This window comes from Mycolicibacter minnesotensis, from assembly GCF_010731755.1.
Taxonomy (GTDB): domain Bacteria; phylum Actinomycetota; class Actinomycetes; order Mycobacteriales; family Mycobacteriaceae; genus Mycobacterium; species Mycobacterium minnesotense.
Genome location: NZ_AP022589.1, coordinates 4,087,385 through 4,107,466, shown reverse-complemented (window position 1 = coordinate 4,107,466; position 20,082 = coordinate 4,087,385). Strand labels below are relative to the sequence as shown.

Here is a 20,082-nt window from a genome sequence, read left to right as displayed (position 1 = left end):
GAATCGAGTTCCCCGCATGACGGCAGCGTTTGACGAAGAGGCACTGCGCCACTGGCTGGCCGACTATCTGGTCACCAACATCGGCTGCAGCCTTGCGGACATCGATTTCTCCGCGTCTCTCAACGACCTGGGCGTCGGTTCCCGTGACGCCGTCGTTCTGTGCGGAGAGCTGTCTGAGCTACTGGGACGCAAGGTCTCACCGGTGGAACTGTGGGAGCACCCTTCGGTCGCCGAACTGGCCCGGTTCCTGATCGAGCCTGGATCCGCCGATGACGAGTCGACGTCGGAGCCTGGCCGCTTCGGCACCGACGAGCCCATCGCGGTGATCGGACTGGGCTGCCGGTTTCCCGGTGACATCAACTCACCGGACGCGCTGTGGCAGTTCCTGATCGACGGCGGCAACGCGGTGACCGAAGTGCCCGCAGATCGCTGGGCGCCGTTCGACGACGGTTCGCCCGAGACCGCCAACACCATCGCACGCACCACGCGCTGGGGGTCATTCCTGCGCGATATCGCCGCCTTCGACGCCGAGTTCTTCGACATCTCCAGCCGCGAAGCGGTGAAGATGGATCCGCAGCAACGCCTCCTGCTCGAAGTCGCCTGGGAGGCATTGGAACACGCCGGAATCCCGGCGACCGCGTTGCGCCGATCGCAGACCGGCGTGTTCGTCGGGGCCAGCATCACCGAATACGGCTGCCATGCGTCTTCCGACCTGGAGAGTGTGGACGCGTGGAGCAACGCCGGCGGAGCGCTCAGCATCATCGCCAACCGGCTCTCCTATTTCCTGGATCTGCGCGGCCCGTCGGTGACGGTGGACACCGCGTGTTCGTCGTCGCTGGTTGCGCTGCACCTGGCGTGCCGCAGCCTGCGGACCGGCGAGTCTGAGACCGCGATTGCCGGCGGGGTGAACCTGCTGATGTCACCGGCGGTGTTCCGGGGCTTCGACCAGAGCGGTGCCTTGTCGACGACCGGAGCCTGTCACGCCTTCGACGCCGACGCCGACGGATTCGTCCGCGGCGAGGGCTGCGGCGTGGTGGTGCTCAAGCGCCTGTCCGACGCGCGGCGCGACGGTGACCGAGTGCTGGCGGTCGTGCGCGGGTCGGCGATCAATCAGGACGGCCACTCCAATGGTCTGCTGGCGCCCAACCCCGCTGCCCAGATGGCTGTGCTGCGTTCGGCCTACGCCGATGCTGGAATCGCGCCGCAGGAAGTCGACTATGTCGAAACCCACGGAACCGGAACTCTTCTGGGTGATCCGATCGAGGCCAAGGCATTGGGCACAGTGCTGGGGCGGGGGCGATCACCGGAGTCGCCGCTGCTGCTCGGCGCCGCCAAGACCAACCTCGGCCACCTTGAGGCCGCCGCCGGCATGGTGGGGTTCATCAAAACGGTGTTGGCTGTGCAACGCGGCCAGATTCCGAAGAACCTGCACTTCAACACTCCGAATCCGCACATCACCTTCGATCAGATGCGCCTGAAGGTTGTTGCCGAGCAACAAGATTGGCCGTCATCGGACCACCCGAGGCGGGCCGGAATCTCGTCGTTCGGATTCGGTGGTACCAATGCTCACGTCGTTGTCGAACAGGCGCCGCCCGCGAAGATCACCGGTCGTGAAGCCGATCCGGCAGTGACAACGCTGGTGCTGTCCGGGCGGACCCCGGAACGGATCGCCGAAACCGCCCGTGACCTGGCGCAGTGGCTGGACGGCGACGGGGCGTCGGTGCAGTTGGCAGATGTCGCGCACACCCTCAATCACCACCGCGCCCGGCAGCCCCTGTTCGGCACCGTGTGCGCGCGTGACCGCTCCGCAGCGGTCGGAGGCTTGCGGGCCTTGGCGACCGGCACCTCGGTCGAGGGTCTGCAGTGTGGCGTCATCGGCCCGCATGACGGCCCGTGTGGTCCGGGCACGGTCTTCGTCTATTCCGGCCAGGGTTCGCACTGGGTCGGCATGGGGCGCCAGCTGCTCACCGACGAGCCGGCGTTCGCCCGTGCCCTGGCCCTGCTGGAGCCGGTGTTTGTCGAACAGGTGGGTTTCTCGCTCTGGCAGGTGATCTCCGCCGGTGAACCGGTCAGCGGAGACGCGCAGGTACAACCTGTCCTGATGGGGCTCCAGTTGGCGCTGACCGAGCTGTGGCGCTCCTATGGTGTGCACCCCGACGCCGTCATCGGCCACTCCATGGGCGAGGTCACTGCCGCGGTGGTCGCCGGTGCACTGAGCCCGGCCGACGGCTTCCGGGTCATTGCGGCGCGCTCGCAGCTGATGTCGCGGCAGGCCGGGCAGGGCGCGGTGGCCATGCTGAGTTTGGATGCCGAAGCCGCCGGGTCATGTATCGCCGAATACCCCGACGTCAGCATCGCGGGGTACCTGTCGCCGAAGCAGACGGTCGTGGCAGGCCCAGTTGCGCACGTCGATGCGGTCATCGCCGCGGTGAGCGGTCAGAACAAGTTCGCGCGGCGCGTCAACATGGAAGTCGCCTCGCACACCGCGTTGATGGATCCGATCCTGCCGGAATTGCGGGAGGCGCTGGCAGGCCTGACGCCCGAGGTCGCCACCATCCCGTTCTATTCCACGGTGACCGAATCGGCGATGCCCGCCGGCGGCATGCCGCTGCTGGACGCCGACTACTGGGTGAACAATGTTCGTCAGCCCGCTCTGCTGACCCAGGCGGTCGCCGCTGCGGCCAGTGAGTACACCACCTTCGTCGAGGTCAGCGCTCACCCGATCCTGACCCAGGCGATCGCGGCCACCGTCGAGGAGCTCGACGGGCACCACCACAGTGTCGGGACCCTGGTCCGCGACGCCGATGACGCGGTGAGCTTCCACACCAATCTCAACCGCACCCACACCACCCAGCCGCCGCAGACACCGCACCCACCCGAGCCGCACCCGGTACTGCCCACCACCCCGTGGCAGCACGGCAGCTATTGGATCGAGACCAAGACCGTCCGGCCGGCACCCACGGCGGGTGGGGAGCCACCACGTGTCACCGGCAGTGCCGGGACGGTCCCCCAGGACTGGTGGTGCGAGTTGACCTGGCCGGCAGCCGAGGCGCCGGCTGGCGAGGGCCCCGCCGAGCAGTCCTGGCTGGTGATCGGCGACAGCGAGTTGGGCTCCGAGATCGGCGCGCGAGGCAGCGGCGCTGTGACCGCCCTGGACGCGGCGGTACTGGCCGATGACGGGGCGGCACTGGCCGCGGCTCTGGCCGGCGCCACGCATGTCCTGTATGCACCGCCGGTGGATGCGGCCAGCCTCAGCGCCCGGCCCGCCTACGCGGTGTTCCACGCGGCGCGTCGACTGGTCACCGCGATGGCGGAGCAGGCGTCGAGCCCAGCGAAGTTGTACCTGCTGACGCGCAACGCCCAGCCCGTCGGCGACGGTGATCGCGCCAATCCCGCACATGCGGTGTTGTGGGGACTGGGCCGCAGCCTGGCTTTGGAGCACCCGGAGATCTGGGGCAGGGTAATCGACGTCGACGAGTCGGTACCTGCTGCGGTGGTGTCGGGGTACCTGGTTGCCGAGGCTGCCGCTGACGATGACGAGGATCAGGTCGTCTACCGGGCGGGCATCCGTCGGGTGCCCCGTCTGCTCGGCGGTCGGCCCACTGGAGCTGCGCCGGTCCGCTTCGACAGCGAGACATCGCATCTGGTCATCGGCGCAACCGGAAACATCGGTCCGCATCTGGTGCGTCAATTGGCGGCCAGCGGCGCCAAGACCATCGTTGCGGTGTCCCGCAACCCCGGTTCACGCCTGCAGGAGTTGGCCGCGGAGTTGGCTTCGGCAGGAACGACACTGGTGACGGTTCCCGCCGATGCGGCCGACGAGACCGCCATGAGTGCGCTGTTCGACCGGTTCGGAGCCGACCTGCCGGCGCTCGAGGGTATTCATGTTGCCGCTTTCGCCGGTGGCCCGGTGACCCTGCGCGACATGACCGATGACGATGTCACCACCATGTTCCGCCCGAAGCTGGACGTGGTCGCCTTGCTGCACAAGCTTTCACTGCGGCAGCCGGTTCGCTACTTCGTGCTGTTCTCGTCGATCTCCGGTATCACCGGGTCGCGATGGCTGGCGCACTACACGGCCACCACTACCTTCCTGGACACCTTCGCCTACTCACGTCGCGCAGCCGGACTACCGGCCACGGCGATCAACTGGGGCTTGTGGAAGTCGTTGACCGACAACCAGTCCGAGGCCGAGCGCCAGGTGACGGTGGAATCCGGCCTGGAACCCATGGACGACCCGGTGGCCATTGGCGCACTGCCACTGGTGATCGGTGCACCGGGCGCACCGCGGCACACCGTGGTCGCGGCGGACTGGCCGCGGCTTGCCGCCGCGTACCGCACTCGGGCAGCCCTGCACATCGTCGACGACCTGTCGACCGGCGAAGCACCGGCTGACGGGGCGGTGGCGCAGAGCACCGAGTTCCGCCGTGGGCTGGCGCAGGCGGAACCCGAACAGCGTGGGGCGCTGCTGCGCGAACACGTCATCGACCAGGTCGTCGCCGCGATGGGCCTGGGTTCGCGTCACGCGCTGGACCCCATGGCCGGCTTCTTCGCGTCCGGCATGGATTCGCTGATGAGCGTCACCCTGCAGCGCGCACTCTCCGACAGCCTCGGCGAGACCCTGCCGGCCGCAGTGGTGTTCGACTACCCGACCATCGACGCACTGACGGGTTACCTGGCAACGATCCTGCCCGAGCTGGTAGAGGTCGCCGAGCAGGACAGCGCCGACGCCTATGACGACATGAGTGATGATGAGCTGCTCGCGCAGCTCTCGGAGAGGTTGAGTTGAGCGAGAAGAGTGCTGCGTCGGTCGGGGGGCCGGATCGTCGGGCGATTGTTGCTGAGGCGCTGCGCAAGATTGATGATTTGACGGCGCGGTTGGCGGTTGCTGAGGCGGGCGATACTGAGCCGATTGCGGTGGTGGGTGTGGGGTGTCGTCTGCCTGGTGGGGTGGATGGTCCTGCTGCGTTGTGGCAGTTGTTGTGTGATGAGGGTTCGGGGATTGTTCGGGTTCCGGCGGATCGTTGGGATGCGGATGAGTTTTTTTCGTCGGATCATTCGGTGCCGGGGACGATTTGTTCGCGTGAGGGCGGGTTTTTGACGTCGTGGCAGCCGGCGGAGTTTGATGCGGAGTTTTTTGGTATTTCGCCGCGTGAGGCTGATGCGATGGATCCTCAGCAGCGGTTGTTGATGGAGGTGGCCTGGGAGGCGTTGGAGCATGCCGGGATCACCAAGGAGGCGATTCGGGGTACGCAGACCGGGGTTTTCGTCGGCCTGACCACCAACGACTACGTACTGGCCGCAGCGGAACGGACCGGCCCGCGCGACAACGACCCCTACCTCTCCTTTGGGAATGCACCGAATTTTGCGGCGGGTCGGTTGTCGTATTTCTTGGGTGTGCATGGTCCGGCGATGATGGTGGATACGGCGTGTTCGTCGTCGTTGGTGACGATTCATTTGGCGTGTGCGAGTTTGCGGCGGCGGGAGTCGGATCAGGCGTTGGCGGCCGGGGTGAACCTGATGTTGACCCCGCAACACAGTATTGCGACGTCGCGGTGGGGGATGTTGGCCCCGGATGGGCAGTGCAAGACTTTTGATGCGGCCGCGGATGGTTATGTGCGGGGCGAGGGCGCTGGGGTGGTGGTGCTGAAGCGTTTGTCGGATGCCCAGCGTGATGGTGATCGGGTTTTGGCGGTGGTGCGGGGTTCGGCGGTGAATCAGGATGGGCCGTCGTCGGGTCAGACGGTTCCGTCGGGTCCGGCTCAGCAGAAGGTGGTGCGGGCGGCGTTGGCGTCGGCCCGGTTGTCTGCGGCCGATATTGATTATGTCGAGGCGCATGGCACGGGGACTGCGTTGGGTGATCCGATTGAGTTGGATGCCTTGTCGGCGGTGTTTGGTGAGCGTGGTTCGTCGGCGCCGTTGGTGGTGGGGTCGGTGAAGACCAATGTGGGGCATCTGGAGTCGGCTTCGGGTGTTGCGGGGTTTATTAAGACGGTGTTGTCGGTGCAGCGGGGTTTTATTCCGCGGCATGTGAATTTTTCGGAGTTGACGCCGAATGCGGGTGTGGGGGCGTCGAAGTTTGTGATTGCTGCTCAGGCGATGGGGTGGCCGGTGGTGTCGCGTCCGCGTCGGGCTGGGGTGTCGTCGTTTGGGGTGTCGGGCACTAATGCGCATGTGATTGTGGAGCAGGCTCCCGAGGCTGAGGTTGCGGCGGCAGCGGGGTCTGCGGTGGTGCCGGTGAGTACGTTGGTGGTTTCGGGTAAGTCGCCGGCGCGGATTGCGGCTACTGCGGGGGTGTTGGCGCAGTGGATGGCCACCGACGGCGCCGACATCGCGCTGGCCGACATCGCAGAGACCTTGCGGGAGAACCGAAGCCGCTTCAAGTACACCGCGGGCGTCAGCGCTCGCGACCACGCGGCCGCGGTGGCCGGACTGACCGCGCTTGCTGCCGGGGAGTCTGCCCCCGGCGTCACCGAAGCCCGGCCGCGGCCGGCGACATCTCGGCCGGTCTTTGTGTTTTCGGGTCAGGGTTCGCAGTGGGTGGGGATGGGTCGTCGGTTGTTGGCCGATGAGTCGGTGTTTGCGGCGGCGGTTGATGAGTTGGAGCCGGTTTTTGTTCGGCAGGTGGGTTTTTCGCTGCGTGAGGTGATTGAGCAGGGCCGTGAGGTGTCCGGTGATGCGCAGGTGCAGCCGGTGATCATGGGGTTGCAGTTGGCGTTGGCTGCGTTGTGGCGTTCCTATGGGGTTGTTCCGGATGCGGTGTTGGGGCATTCGATGGGGGAGGTGTCTGCGGCGGTGGTGGCCGGGGCGCTGACGCCGGAGCAGGGTTTGAAGGTGATCGGGGTGCGTTCGGCGTTGATGTCGCGCCAGGCCGGTCAGGGTGCGGTGGCGTTGTTGGAGTTGGATGCTGCGGCCGCGTTGGAGTTGTTGGCGGGGTATCCCGGTGTTGAGGTGGCGGGGTATTTGTCGCCGCGGCAGACGGTGGTGGCGGGTGCGCCGGCGGATGTGGATGCGGTGATCGCTGAGGTGGCTGGGCAGGAGCGGTTTGCGCGGCGGGTGAACATGGAGGTGGCTTCCCATACCGCGTTCATGGATCCGATCCTTGAAGAACTGCGCGCTGAGCTGGCCGATGTCACCCCGCAGACACCACAGATCCCGTTCATCTCCACTGTCGTTGACGCATCCGGGCCCACCCCGGTGCTGGATGCGGATTACTGGGTGGCCAACGTCCGCCAGCCCGCGTTGGTGAGCCAGGCCGTGGCCGTGGCGGCGGCTGATCACGACACGTTCATTGAGATCAGCCCGCACCCGCTGTTGACCCACTCGATCATCGAGACGGCCGAAGCTGCCGCCGTCGAACCGCTGACCGTGGCCTCGACCCTGCGCAGGGGTGACGACGAGACTCTGAGTTTCCATGTTCAGCTCACCGAACTCGGCCGGCACCACAGCGGCGCCGCCACCGCACAGGGCGGTTTCGCCGAACTGCCCAGCAGCCCCTGGCAGCACACCCGGCATTGGCTCCAGGTGCCCGGACGTGCTGGCCAGGCACCGGACGTGCATCCGCTGCTCGGCGTACACGTCGAGATGCTCAGCGGCGGCGACCACATCTGGCAGAACGACTTCCGTGCCGAGGCCATGCCGTGGCTGGCCGGCCAACCGGTGCACGGACAGGCCGTTGCCTCCGCGGCGGCACTGATCGAGATGGCGGTGGCGGCGGCCAGCCAGGCCCTCGGCAGAGCGGCCGAGTCGATAGCGGTGACCGGTTTGCAGATCGAAGAGCCACTGGTGCTGGAGCGCGGGATGCAGGTCACCACCCAGCTCAGCGGGGCCGATGGCCAGACCCGGGTCGAGATCCATGCCCGTCCGGCAGGCGAATCCTGGACCCGGTATGCGGTCGCGGATGTGGCAGCGGCGACGGCGGATTGGGTGGGCGCGCAGCCCGAAGAGGACTCCGTGCACCGTGTGCTGACCCTGCCCGATGACGTGGCCACGCACGCCGCGTATCGCCTGCACCCGGCCGTACTGGATGCCGCGCTGCGGCAGCTGTCAGCGGACCTCGGTGCCGACGATGCCGCGCAGGGTGGTTACGTGCCGGTGGCCGTGGCGCAGGTACGGGTTTTCGCTGCTTCCGGGCGTCAGGTGCGATGCCACACCGAGGTGAGCAGCCGCGAAGACAAGGTGGCCGTTGGCCGTGTGGTCCTCACCGACGCCGTGGGCACCGCCGTTGCCGAACTCAGCGGCGTCGAGCTGCGCCCGCTCGATCCCCGCTCCCTGAGCGTGCCCTTGGACCAGAAGCTGTTCGCCACCGAATGGGCTCTGTCGCCGGCACCCGAGGGGACCGGGGTGGCCGACGGCAGCTGGCTGGTGCTTGCCGAGCCCTCTGCCGGGGAACTGGCCGCGCAGTTCAGTGCACGCCTGGGCGGGCCGAACCGCAAGGTCGTGTCCGGCCCCTTCGCCGACGAACCGGCCCTGGGGGAGGCGGTCGCCCGAGCCGGCGCCGATCCCACCCATCCGCCGGCCGGCGTCGTGGTCTTCCTGGACCGAGCCGGATTCGACGAATCCGACCCAGACGGTGCCCTGGAACGCGCCCGCGAGCTCATCTGGACGGCGTCGTCGACGGCCCGTGCCGTGGTCGACGGTTGGCAGCAGGCGGCTGCAGGCACCACGCCGCGGCTCTGGCTGGTGAGCCGCGGTGGATTGGCCTTCGGCGGCGATGAGCGTCCCGAACCCGGCGATCCCGCCATCGGGGCCCTCAAGGGTGTGGTCCGCACCTGGCGATTCCCCGGCGAACTCGCCCGCGTGCTCGCCGATGAGCCCGACCTGGGCGTCACCCTGGTCGACCTGGATGCCTCGGTGGATGCCGCTACCCAGGCCGAAGCTCTGCTCGCTGAGCTGGGCGCTTCGCTGCGTGACGATGTGATCGCGTGGCGCGGCGGACGGCGCCACACCGAGCGGCTCACGCGGGCCGCCTTAGGCGGGGCCCCCACCCAGGCCGAGGTTCGCGCGGACGGTTCGTATCTGCTCACCGGTGGTCTTGGCGGGTTGGGCACTGTGGTCGCTCGCTGGCTGGTGGCTCGCGGTGCCGGGCGGGTCGTCCTCAATGGCCGCAGCGAGCCCACCGAGCAACAGCGCGCCGTCATCGCCGAATTGTCCGCCGGTGCGCAGGTGGTGTTCGTCGCCGGTGACATCAGTGCGCCAGGGGTGGCGCAGCGTCTGGTCGACGCGGCGCAGGAGGCCGGCAAGCCGTTGCGGGGGGTCGTGCACGCCGCCGGTGTGCTGGGTGACGGCCTGGTGACGGCCGTGACTCGCGAGAGCCTGGAGAGCGTCTGGTCGGCCAAGGCCGTCGGCGCCGCGCGGCTGCATGCCGCTACCGCAGCCGCCCCACTCGACTGGTGGGTGGGCTTCTCCTCAATGGCCGCGCTGCTGGGTCTGCCCGGTCAACTCGGCTACGCCACCTCCAACGCCTGGCTGGATGCGCTGATGGCGTGGCGACACGCCTCGGGGCTACCCGCCACCGCCATCAACTGGGGCCAGTGGTCCGACGTGGGTCTCGGGAAGTCGATGACATTGAGCGTCCTCGACCCGATCAGCCCCGAGGAAGGCATCGAAGCCCTCGATGCGGTGCTGGGAGCCGGCGTCCAGGGCCGGGTCGGGGTTGCACGGCTGCGTATCGACCGTGCGGTCACCACCTCGCCGGAGTTCCGGGATCTGACCTTCTTCGAACCGCTCATCGGTGAGGCGGATGTGGCCCTTGCTGCTTCCGTGACGGATGAGCAACCCAGTGGCGGCGCCACGGCCGCGTCGGCACAGGGCGCCCCGGACTGGTCGACCATCCCGGCCGGCGAACGGCACGACGAGTTGATGGTCAGGTTGCAGGCTATCCTGGCCCGCGAACTGCGGACATCGGCGACCGCAATCGACGTGGATCAGCCTTTCCCGGAGATGGGACTGGATTCCATGATTGCGATGACGGTTCTGAAAGAGACACAACAACTGGTGGGGGTGGATTTGTCGGCGTCAATGCTGTGGAATCACCCCAGCATCTCAGCGTTGGCGACGCATCTGGTGGGACTGCTGGCGTCGCGTCATGCCGTGCCGGACAGCACACCAGGGCAAGACGACGATGATTTGGGGTTCGGCTCTTCCGGCGGCGTGCTGGACGAGTTGTTCGATCAGGTCGAGTCGGCTTCGACCGGTAGCGAGAGCGGTATTCATTGATGACGGGAACCTCCACGACGATCTTCAACAGGATGTCGGCGATGGGCGCCGACAAGCGGGGGGCGCTGACCGAGCAGTTCGACAAGGCGTCGCGGATCGCCGCCGCCGAGCCGATCGCCGTCGTGGGCATCGGCTGCCGCTTTCCGGGCGGCGCCTCGGGCCCGGACGCCTACTGGAACCTGTTGGAGAACGGGCGCGACGCCATCACCGAAATCCCGGCGGATCGCTGGGATGCCGAGGAGTACTACGACCCCGACCCCTTGGCTGCGGGTCGGATGTCATCGAAGTGGGGCGGCTTCATCTCCGACGTCGCCGGATTCGACGCCGACTTCTTCGGGATCTCTCCGCGCGAGGCCGAGGCAATGGACCCGCAACAGCGGCTGATGCTCGAAGTGGCCTGGGAGGCCCTCGAGCACGCCGGGATGTCCCCGGAAACCTTGTCGGGAATCCGCTCCGCGGTAATGATGGGTGTGTATTACACCGAATACCAAGGTATTTCGGCAGCAAACCCTGATGCTATCGACGGCTACTCCGCGACCGGAAACGCCCACGCGGTCGCTGTGGGCCGGATCGCCTACCTGCTCGGCTTGCGCGGACCGGCCGTCGCGATGGACTCGGCGTGTTCTTCGTCGCTCGTCACCATCCACATGGCCTGCCAGAGCCTGCGAATGCGCGAGAGCGACCTGGCTCTGGCCGGAGGCGTCAGCCTCATTCTGCGACCGGAAACCCAGATCGCCATGGCTAAGTGGGGAATGTTGTCCCCGCGTGGCAGATGCCACACCTTCGACGCAGGCGCCGACGGATTCGTGCGCGGCGAAGGCGCCGGGATCGTGGTGCTCAAGCGCCTCACCGACGCCATCCGCGACGGCGACCGGGTATTGGCCGTGGTCCGCGGCTCAGCGATCAATCAGGACGGCAAGTCCAATGGACTGACTGCTCCCAACACGCTCGCCCAGATCGACGCCATCACCCGGGCTCTGCGCAGCGCCGACGTAGCCGCCAACTCGGTCAACCTGGTCGAAACCCACGGCACCGGAACGGCTTTGGGTGACCCCATCGAGTTCGAGGCGCTTGCCGACGTCTACGGTCGCGGTGCCGACAAGTGCGCGTTGGGTGCGGTCAAGAGCAACATCGGACACCTCGAGGCGGCCGCGGGAATCGCAGGTTTCATCAAGGCCGCACTATCGGTGCAGCGGGGGAAGATCCCACCGAATCTGCATTTCTCCAAGTGGAATCCGGCGATCGACCCGTCCCCGACGCGGCTGTTCGTTCCTACCGAGATGACACCCTGGCCGGCGGCCGAGGGGCCACGACGTGCCGCGGTGTCGTCGTTCGGGTTGGGTGGAACGAATGCCCACGTGGTGCTCGAACAGGGTCCCGACCCGGTGGCGGGCTCGGCTCCGGCTGATCCGGTCGCCACGCTGGTGGTATCGGGCAAGAACGAGCAGCGAGTGGCCGATTGGGCGGCGACCCTGGCCGATTGGATCGACGGTCCGGGCGCGGCCGTCCCACTGGCCGACATCGCCCACACCCTCAACCACCACCGCAGCCGGTACGCCAAATTCGCCACGGTCTGCGCGCGCGACACCGAGCAGGCGCTGGCCGGGCTGCGGGCGGTCGCCGGCGGATACCCGGCCCCCGGGGTGGTCGGTACCCGCACCGCGGTGCGCGGCAAGGGAACCGTTTTTCTGTACTCAGGGCAGGGATCGCAGTGGGCGGGCATGGGCCGTCAACTGTTGCTCGATGAGCCGGCCTTCGCCGCCGCCGTCGATGAGCTGGAGCCCGATTTCGTTGCACAGGTGGGGTTCTCGCTGCGGCAGGTCCTGGAATCCGGCGAACCGGTGGTCGGCATCGACCGCATCCAGCCAGTGCTGGTGGGCATGCAGCTGGCGTTGACCGCGCTATGGCGATCCCACGGGGTCGAACCGGACGCCGTGATCGGGCATTCGATGGGGGAGGTGGCCGCCTCCGTGGTGGCCGGTGCGCTGAGCCCCGCCGACGGCCTGAAAGTGATCGCCACCCGGTCGAAGCTGATGGCCCGATTGAGCGGCCAGGGCGCGATGGCACTGCTGGAGCTGGACGCCGATGCCGCCGAGAAGCTGGTCGCTGCGCACCCCGACATCACGGTGGCGGTCTACGCCGCGCCGCAGCAGACGGTGATCGCCGGTCCGCCCGACCAGGTCGATGCGGTGGTCGCGATCGTCGACGCCCAGGGCAAGCTCGCCCGCCGCGTTGAGGTGGATGTTGCGTCGCATCACCCCACCGTTGACCCCATCCTGGGGGAGTTGCGGAGAGCACTGGCCGATCTGACGCCGTCGGCGCCGAAGATTCCGCTGATCAGCACCGTCGGACACGAGGCAACCGGCGTGCCCGCCCTGGATGCGGACTACTGGGTGCACAACCTGCGCAACCCGGTTCGATTCAGCCAAGCCGTCACCGCTGCCGCGGCGGCGCATGCCACCTTCGTCGAGGTCAGCCCGCACCCGCTGCTCAGCCATGCGATCAACGGCAATCTCGAGACGACGCGGCCCTCCGGCGACAGCGTGGTGACCGGAACGCTGTTGCGGGATCAGCCGGAGGCACTGAGCTTCCACACCAACCTGGCGACCGTCGCGCCCCCATCGGCGGATGCGTCGCAGCCCGACGGCGGAATCGGCCGCGCCGACTTGCCGCCCCGGCCGTGGCAACACACGCGGTACTGGGCGGCACCGGTGGCTGCCCATCGCCACTCCGCCGACGCGCATCCCCTGTTGGGCGTCCACGTCGAGTTGCCGGCGGGCCACGGCCACGTCTGGAAGGCCGACGTGGGCACCGACTTGGTGGCATGGATGGCTCACCACAAGGTGCACGGCCAGGTTGTGATGCCGGCCACCGGTTTTGCCGAGATGGCGTTGGCCGCCGCCGGCGAAGCCCTGGGGCTGCCCGCGTCTGCGATCGCCGTGGACCGGGTCGAGGTCGAGCAGATGCTGCGTGTCGACGAGCGCACCGAAGTCACCACGCGCCTGTTGCACGACGCCGATGGCACCGAAGAGCTGCGGATCGAGATCCACTCCCGCCCGGCCGGCGGCAGCTGGTCACGACACGCTGTGGCGCGCGCCGCCACATCGCAGCCGGCCGCTGAGCCACCACGACCGACACCCACCAGCGGTGGCACCGCATTGTCACCGGCGGACCTGTACACGGCCCTGCGGCGAACCGGTCTGCAGCACGGGCCGGCCTTCGCCGCCCTGACCCGGATCGTGCGTAAGCCCGGTGGCGCCTCGGAAGCCGAGATCGTGCTACCCGACGAAGCCACCGCGCACCGCGGATATCGCATCCACCCGGTCATGCTCGACGCAGCGCTGCAGTGCCTGGCAGCAGCGCTGCCCGACGAATCCTTGATGGGTCCGGCCGGGATGGAAGAAGCCACCTACCTGCCGGTGGCAGTCGAGAACATCCGGATCTTCGGCGAAGTCGGTCGCCGGGCACGCGGCCACGCCGAGCTGACCAGCCACGACGACGGCGGAATCCTGGGGCGCGTCACCCTGACCGATGACACCGGCGCGGTGACCGCCGAGCTGTCCGGTATCTACCTGCAGCGGGTGCAGCGGCGGACCGTTCCACTGCCGCTGTCACAGAAGATCTTCGACACCGAATGGATCGACGCGGACGCACCCGCGCAACCACCGGCGGCCGCCGACGGCAGCTGGCTGGTGCTGGCCGAAGATTCCGAAAGTCACGCGCTGGCCGCTGACTTGGCAGCGCGATTCGGATCCGACAGCCGCCGAGTGATCACCGCGGATCTGACCAGTGAGGCGGCAGTGCGGGAGGCCTTCGCGCAGACCGCCGACGACCCGAACCGGCCGCCGGTCGGCGTCGTGGTGTTGGCGGCCCGGGGAGCCTTCGACGGTAGCGAAACCGGCGATGCCCCCTCTCGCGGCCGTGACCTCGCCTGGTCGGTCGCTTCGACGGTGCGCACCCTCGTGGGCGGCTGGCATGGCACCGCACCGCGATTGTGGCTGGTGGGCCGCAATGGCCTGACGGTCGGCGCCGGTGGGCAGGCGGAGGCGGGTGACCCGTCAATCTGTGCGCTCAAGGGGCTGGTGCGGGTGTTGGCCTATGAGCACCCGGACCTGCGCACCGGTGTGGTCGACCTGGACGCGGGTGCCGACCCGGTGGCGGCATTGATCACCGAATTGGGGCTGGCGAGCACCGACGACGTGGTGGCCTGGCGGGGGGACAAGCGTTACGCCGAGCGGCTTAAGCGCGCGACCCTGACCGCGACCGATGTTCCGGCTGTGCGCTCTGACGGCGCCTACGTGCTGACCGGCGGCCTGGGCGGCATCGGATTGGTCGTCGCCCGCTGGCTGATTGACCACGGTGCCGCGCGCATCGTGCTGAACAGCCGATCGCAGCCCTCCGAGGAACAGCGCGCCGTACTGGCCGAGCTTGAAGAGCGGGCCCAGATCGCGGTCGTCTCGGGCGATCTCGCGGCACCGGGCGTGGCTGAGAGTCTGGTGGCCGCGGCGGAGCAGACCGGGCATGTGCTGCGCGGTGTCATTCACGGTGCCGCGGTGATCGATGACCAGATCGTGGTCGGCATCGACAAAGACACCCTGAGCCGGGTGTGGGCTCCCAAGGCCGCGGCAGCGCTGCGTCTACACGTCGCGACGGTCGGTAAGGACCTCGACTGGTGGGTCGGATTCTCTTCGACCTCGTCATTGCTGGGGGCACCTGGCCAGGCGGCCTACGCTGCGGCCAGCGCCTGGCTGGACGGGCTGGTGGCGTGGCGGCGGTCCGCCGGGCTGCCGGCGATCACCATCAACTGGGGGCAGTGGTCCGGAGTCGGGGTCGCCCAGGAGCTCAAGTTCAGTGCCCTGGACCCGATCAACCCCGACGAAGGCATGGAGGCTCTCGAGGCGATTTTGGGTGGCGACCTGTCCCGGGTCGGCGTCGCACGGCTACGCCTGGACCGGGTGGCCGCGGCGTTCCCGGAACTGCAGCAACTCGGGTACTTCGCCACTCTTGCCGAGGAGTTGGACCTCGACGACGACGATGATGGCTGGCCCGGTCCGGAAGGCTTGAAGCAGCTCAGCGCTGCCGAGGCCAGCGCGGCCGTTGTTGCGCGGCTGGGTTCGAGGATCATGGCGATCATGGGATACCCCAAGGGCAGCGTTATCGAGCCCGCCCGGCCGTTGACCGAGCTCGGGATGGACTCGCTGATGGCGGTCCGTATTCGTAACACCGTCCGGGGCGATTTCGGAGCGGAGCCTCCGGTCGCACTGCTGCTGCAGGGTGCCTCGCTGACGGACCTGGCCGCCGACCTGGCCCGCCAGCTCGGCCTCGCCGAGCCAGAGGGTGCAGAAGGCGCCGGCGACGTCGGCGGTGTTCGGGGCCGCGCTCAGCAGCGTGCCGCGGCACGCCAGCGGGCCGCGGCACGGCGAAAAGTAGGAGATCGTTCGTGACCAACAATGAAGTGCCGGCAAACGCGATCGCGGTCGTCGGCATGGCGGGGCGCTTTCCGGGCGCCCGCACCCTGTCGGCGTTCTGGAACAACCTGCGCACCGGCACCGAATCCATCGTCACGCTGTCCGAAGACGAACTGCGCGCCAATGGTGTGAGCGACAAGGCGCTGGCCAACCACAACTATGTGCGCCGGGCCGCGCTGCTGGAGGGCATCGACGAGTTCGACGCGAGCTTCTTCGGTTTCACCCCGCTGGCCGCCCGCACCATGGACCCCCAGCACCGGCTCTTCCTGCAGACGGCATGGCATGCCCTCGAGGACGCCGGCTACCTTCCCGGCGAGATCGAGGGCTCGGTCGGCGTTTACGGAACCAGCACCACCAGCGGTTACCTGCTGCACAACCTCATGTCGCACTACGACCCGAACCTGATCATCGGTCAGGGCGTCAGCTTCGAGATGGTCAACCTCTCGCTGCAGAACGACAAGGACTATCTGGCCACTCGGGTCGCCCACCAACTCGACCTGCATGGGCCTGCGCTGTCGGTGCAGACGGCCTGTTCGTCGGCATTGGTCGCGCTGCACCTGGCCTGCCAGAGCATCCTCAACGGTGAATGCGACATGGCCCTGGCCGGTGGGGCGTCACTACGGGTTCCACACCACATCGGATATTGGCACGAGCCGGGTTCGATGGTCTCGGCCAGTGGGCACTGCCGACCGTTCGACGTGCGGGCAGACGGGACGATCTTCTCCAGCGGCGTCGGCGTGGTGGTACTCAAGTCGCTGGAGGCGGCCGTCGACGACGGTGACCAGATCCACGCGGTCATCCGGGGTTCGGCGCTGAACAACGACGGCGGCACCAAGATGACCTATGCCGCGCCCACCGCCGCCGGGCAGGCCGACGTGATCGCCGAGGCGCACGCGGTGGCCGAGGTGGACGCCTCCACCATCAGCTACATCGAGTCGCACGGCACCGCGACCCCGCTGGGAGACCCGATCGAGATCGAGGGCCTGCGCCAGGCGTTCTCCGTCTCCGATCAGCCACGGTCCGGCCACTGCTACGTGGGTTCGGTGAAGTCCAACATCGGGCACCTGGAGTCGGCCGCAGGTATTGCCAGCCTCATCAAGACCATTCTGTGCCTCAAACACCAGGCCATTCCGGGCACGCTGCACTACACCAGCCCCAACCCCGAACTGCACCTGGAATCCGGCCCGTTCCGGATCCGCGGGGAGTACGGGCCCTGGGAAACCGAGCAGGCCGTCCGGCGCGCCGGGGTCAGCTCGTTCGGCGTGGGCGGCACCAACGCCCACGTCATCGTCGAAGAGTGGCCCCGAGAAGACATTGCGGCGTCGGCACCCAAGCCAGGCCCCGAAGTGCTGTTGCTGTCGGCGCGTACCGCCGAGGCGCTGGCGCAGGGACGCGCCGAGCTGTCCGCTGAGCTCAGCGGCGTCGACGACACGGACGGGTCCGCTCTGCCTGACGTCGCGTACACGCTGGCCGGTCGCAAGCCGCACACATTGCGGCTGGCGGCTGTGGTCGCCGACCGCGCCGACGCGGCCGCGGTCCTCAGTTCGGAGGAAAGTGAGAACGTCTTCATCGGTGAAGGCGTCGACCTCGCCGAGGTGAGCTCTGAGGCCACCGACCGGGTGGTGTTCCTGTTCCCGGGTCAGGGCGCCCAGCACATCGGGATGGCACGCGGCCTCTACGACAGCGAGCCGGTGTTCGCCGAGTACTTCGACCGCTGCGCTGCCGGGTTCGAGTCAGAGCTGGGCTATGACCTGCGCGCGATGATCTTCGAGGGCACTTCGCGCGATCTGGAACGCACCGACCGCACCCAGCCGGCACTGTTCACCGTGGAGTACGCGCTGGCGAAGTTGGTCGAGAGTTACGGGGTGCGGCCCGCGGCGCTGATCGGCCACAGTATCGGCGAATACGCCGCGGCGACCGTCGCCGGCGTGTTCGACCTCGACACCGCGATCAAGGTGGTGGCGATGCGGGCGCGGCTGATGCACGCCGCACCTCGCGGCGTGATGGTGGCCGTGCCGATCAGTGCCGACGCGGTCGGTGCCTACCTGACCGGCGACGTCGACCTGGCAGCGGTCAACGACCCCGACGGCTGCGTGGTCGCCGGAGCCGATTCCGACATCCGCGACTTCACCGAGCGGCTCAAGCAGGCCGGAATCAACGCGCGCCGGGTGCGCACCTCGCATGCGTTCCACTCCCGGCTGATGGATTCGATGATCTCGGAGTTCACCGCCTTCCTGTCCCGCCAGACCCTTAACGAGCCGCAGATCCCGCTGCTGTCGAACCTGACCGGCACCTGGTTGGCGCCCAGCGAAGCGACCAACCCGGCGACATGGGCACGCAGCGTGCGGGCCACGGTGCGGTTCGCCGACGAGATTGACACCGTGCTGGCCGACCCGCACCGCGTCCTTCTCGAGGTCGGTCCCGGTGCCACTCTGACCGCCTCCGCGGCCCGCAACCCGAAGTTCGCGAGTGGACATCGGGCCGTCCGTCTGATGCGCCACCACGCCCAGAACCGCGACGACCGCGACACCTTCCTGCTGGCGCTGGGTCAACTGTGGGCTGCCGGTATCGAGGTGGACTGGTCACCGCTGCACGGCGACTACCAGCCCCAACGTGTCACCGTCCCCGGTTATCCGTTTGAGCGCCAACGGCATTGGCTCGAGCACAATGCCGGCGCCACCTGGGTGTCCGGCGCGGGTGCCGCGAGCGGTGCCGCCGCGGGCGGGCAGGGCAGCGGTAACGGCACCAGCGGCTCGAGCGGCACCTCTATCGAGGCGACGCTGCAACGGATCTGGGCAGTGTGCCTGGGTGTCGGCTCGGTCGAGCGCACGGCCAACTTCTTCGACATCGGCGGCGACTCGCTGGTGGCGATCAGCGTCGCTATGGCCGCCTCGCATGAGGGCCTGGACATCACCCCGCAGGACCTCTACGACAACCCGACGGTCGCGGCGCTGGCAAAGGCACTGACCGCCCGTTACACCGCCGGCGGGCTGGGCCGCCAGTCCCTCGGCGAGGTGGAGCACCCGCCGGTACCGCCGAACATCACCTACTTCCTGGAAAACGGTGTCCGCGAGCACGGTCGCTGGCGTATCCCGTTGATCCTGCGGCTGCGGCCCGAGGTCTCAGTCGACGACGTCGCAGCCGTGTTGACCGCGGTGGTCAACCACCACGACGCGCTGCGGCTGCGCATCACCGAGCGGGCCGGTACCTGGGAGCAGCGGATCGTCGAGCCCGGCGAGTTCGGCGAGATCAGCACCCACTCGCTGCCCGAGGGCATGACAGCCGAAGGCGATGCAGTGCGCACCCTGCTGGCCGAGCACATCCGCGATCAGGATCTGGCCAGCCCGCCGCTGACGGCGCTCTACATCCGGGGCGCCTCGGGTGACTTGTGCTACCTCGCGCTGAGCCTGCACGGAGGAGTCGGCGACGAGGCCTCCCGCGACATCCTGGTAACCGATATCTTCACCGCCTTCGGTCAGAAGCTGGGCGGCAACGACATCGAACTGCAGCCGGTCGGGGTCGGATGGACCGAGTGGTCGCAGCGGTGCGCCGGACTGGCAACCCACCCGGCGGTGCTGGAAAGCCGCGAATTCTGGCTGAAGACAACGAAGTCGGCGACGCTGCGGCTGGCCGCAGAGGTCGCCGAGCCCCCGGCTGCGGCTGATCTGTCCAAGCTCACCACGACACTGGCCGCGGCCGACACCAGCGAGATCGACGATGCGCGTCGGCGGCTGCGGCTGCCGATCAATGAGATCCTGCTGGCCGGGCTGAGCCGGGCGGTGGGATCGGCGGTCGGTGAGGGCACTCTCGCCGTCGACATGGGGGGAGCGGGCCGTTCGGTGCTCAAACCCGAGGTCGACTTGCGTCGTACCGTGGGCTGGTTCACCACGCTCTACCCGGTTGCGCTGGGCTGCTCCGCCGACGGCCAGGGCAGTGCTCGGCAGCTGCTGGACTCGATCCACGAAACGTTGGACGGCGTACCGCATTACGGGATCGGCTACGGCCTGCTCCGCTACCTGTACGCACCGACCGCGCGACTGTTCGGCTCGGTTGCCCCTGCTGATGTGCACTTTTCCTACGTCGGGGCGATTCCCGAGCCGCCGTCGCTCGGCGATGCTCCCGTGCAGTTCGACCCCGATACCGCGATGCCGGTGCGCGAGGCGATCCCGGGGCTGGGGCACGCGCTGGAGCTGCGGGCCTATCGCACCGGCGGTGTGCTGTACCTGGATTGGTGGCATGACAGTCGCCGGATCGCGGAGTCTGTGGTGCGCGCGATCGCCGACGGGTTCTCCGCGGCGGTGATGGACCTGGTCCGCGCGGCCCTCGCCGAAGAGGACATGGCCTCGGAAGGCGAAGACGAAATGACCTTGGTCGAGCTGTCTTAGGCCTGTCGATT

4 protein-coding genes are annotated in these 20,082 nt (G+C 68.1%); all 4 read left to right on the top strand.

Annotated features, from left to right (window positions below; all coding sequences use genetic code 11):
* The first annotated feature begins 16 nt into the window (after window positions 1-16).
* The 4 genes from G6N09_RS18895 to G6N09_RS18880 are packed head-to-tail and all read left to right on the top strand — an operon-like array spanning window position 17 to window position 20,071.
* Window positions 17-4,789: a type I polyketide synthase gene (locus tag G6N09_RS18895; RefSeq protein ID WP_083028014.1), complete on the top strand. Its 4,773-nt coding sequence runs from the start codon at window positions 17-19 to the stop codon at window positions 4,787-4,789.
* On the top strand, window positions 4,786-10,218 hold the full coding sequence (locus tag G6N09_RS18890) for a type I polyketide synthase (protein WP_163752864.1): 5,433 nt from the start codon (window positions 4,786-4,788) through the stop codon (window positions 10,216-10,218). The genes G6N09_RS18895 and G6N09_RS18890 overlap by 4 nt, the downstream gene beginning before the upstream one ends.
* Window positions 10,218-15,662, top strand: a complete 5,445-nt coding sequence (locus G6N09_RS18885; RefSeq protein ID WP_083023416.1) for a type I polyketide synthase — start codon at window positions 10,218-10,220, stop codon at window positions 15,660-15,662. The genes G6N09_RS18890 and G6N09_RS18885 overlap by 1 nt, the downstream gene beginning before the upstream one ends.
* A 41-nt stretch (window positions 15,663-15,703) precedes the next feature.
* Entirely contained in the window at window positions 15,704-20,071 is a 4,368-nt protein-coding gene (locus tag G6N09_RS18880) for a type I polyketide synthase (protein WP_083023511.1), read from the top strand.
* Window positions 20,072-20,082: the final 11 nt, after the last annotated feature.

Excerpts from the sequence above, each read along its gene's own strand:
- G6N09_RS18880 (WP_083023511.1), top strand. The coding sequence starts at position 15,704 with ATGGCGGGGCGCTTTCCGGGCGCCCGCACCCTGTCGGCGTTCTGGAAC.
- G6N09_RS18895 (WP_083028014.1), top strand. The coding sequence starts at position 17 with ATGACGGCAGCGTTTGACGAAGAGGCACTGCGCCACTGGCTGGCCGAC.
- G6N09_RS18885 (WP_083023416.1), top strand. The coding sequence starts at position 10,218 with ATGACGGGAACCTCCACGACGATCTTCAACAGGATGTCGGCGATGGGC.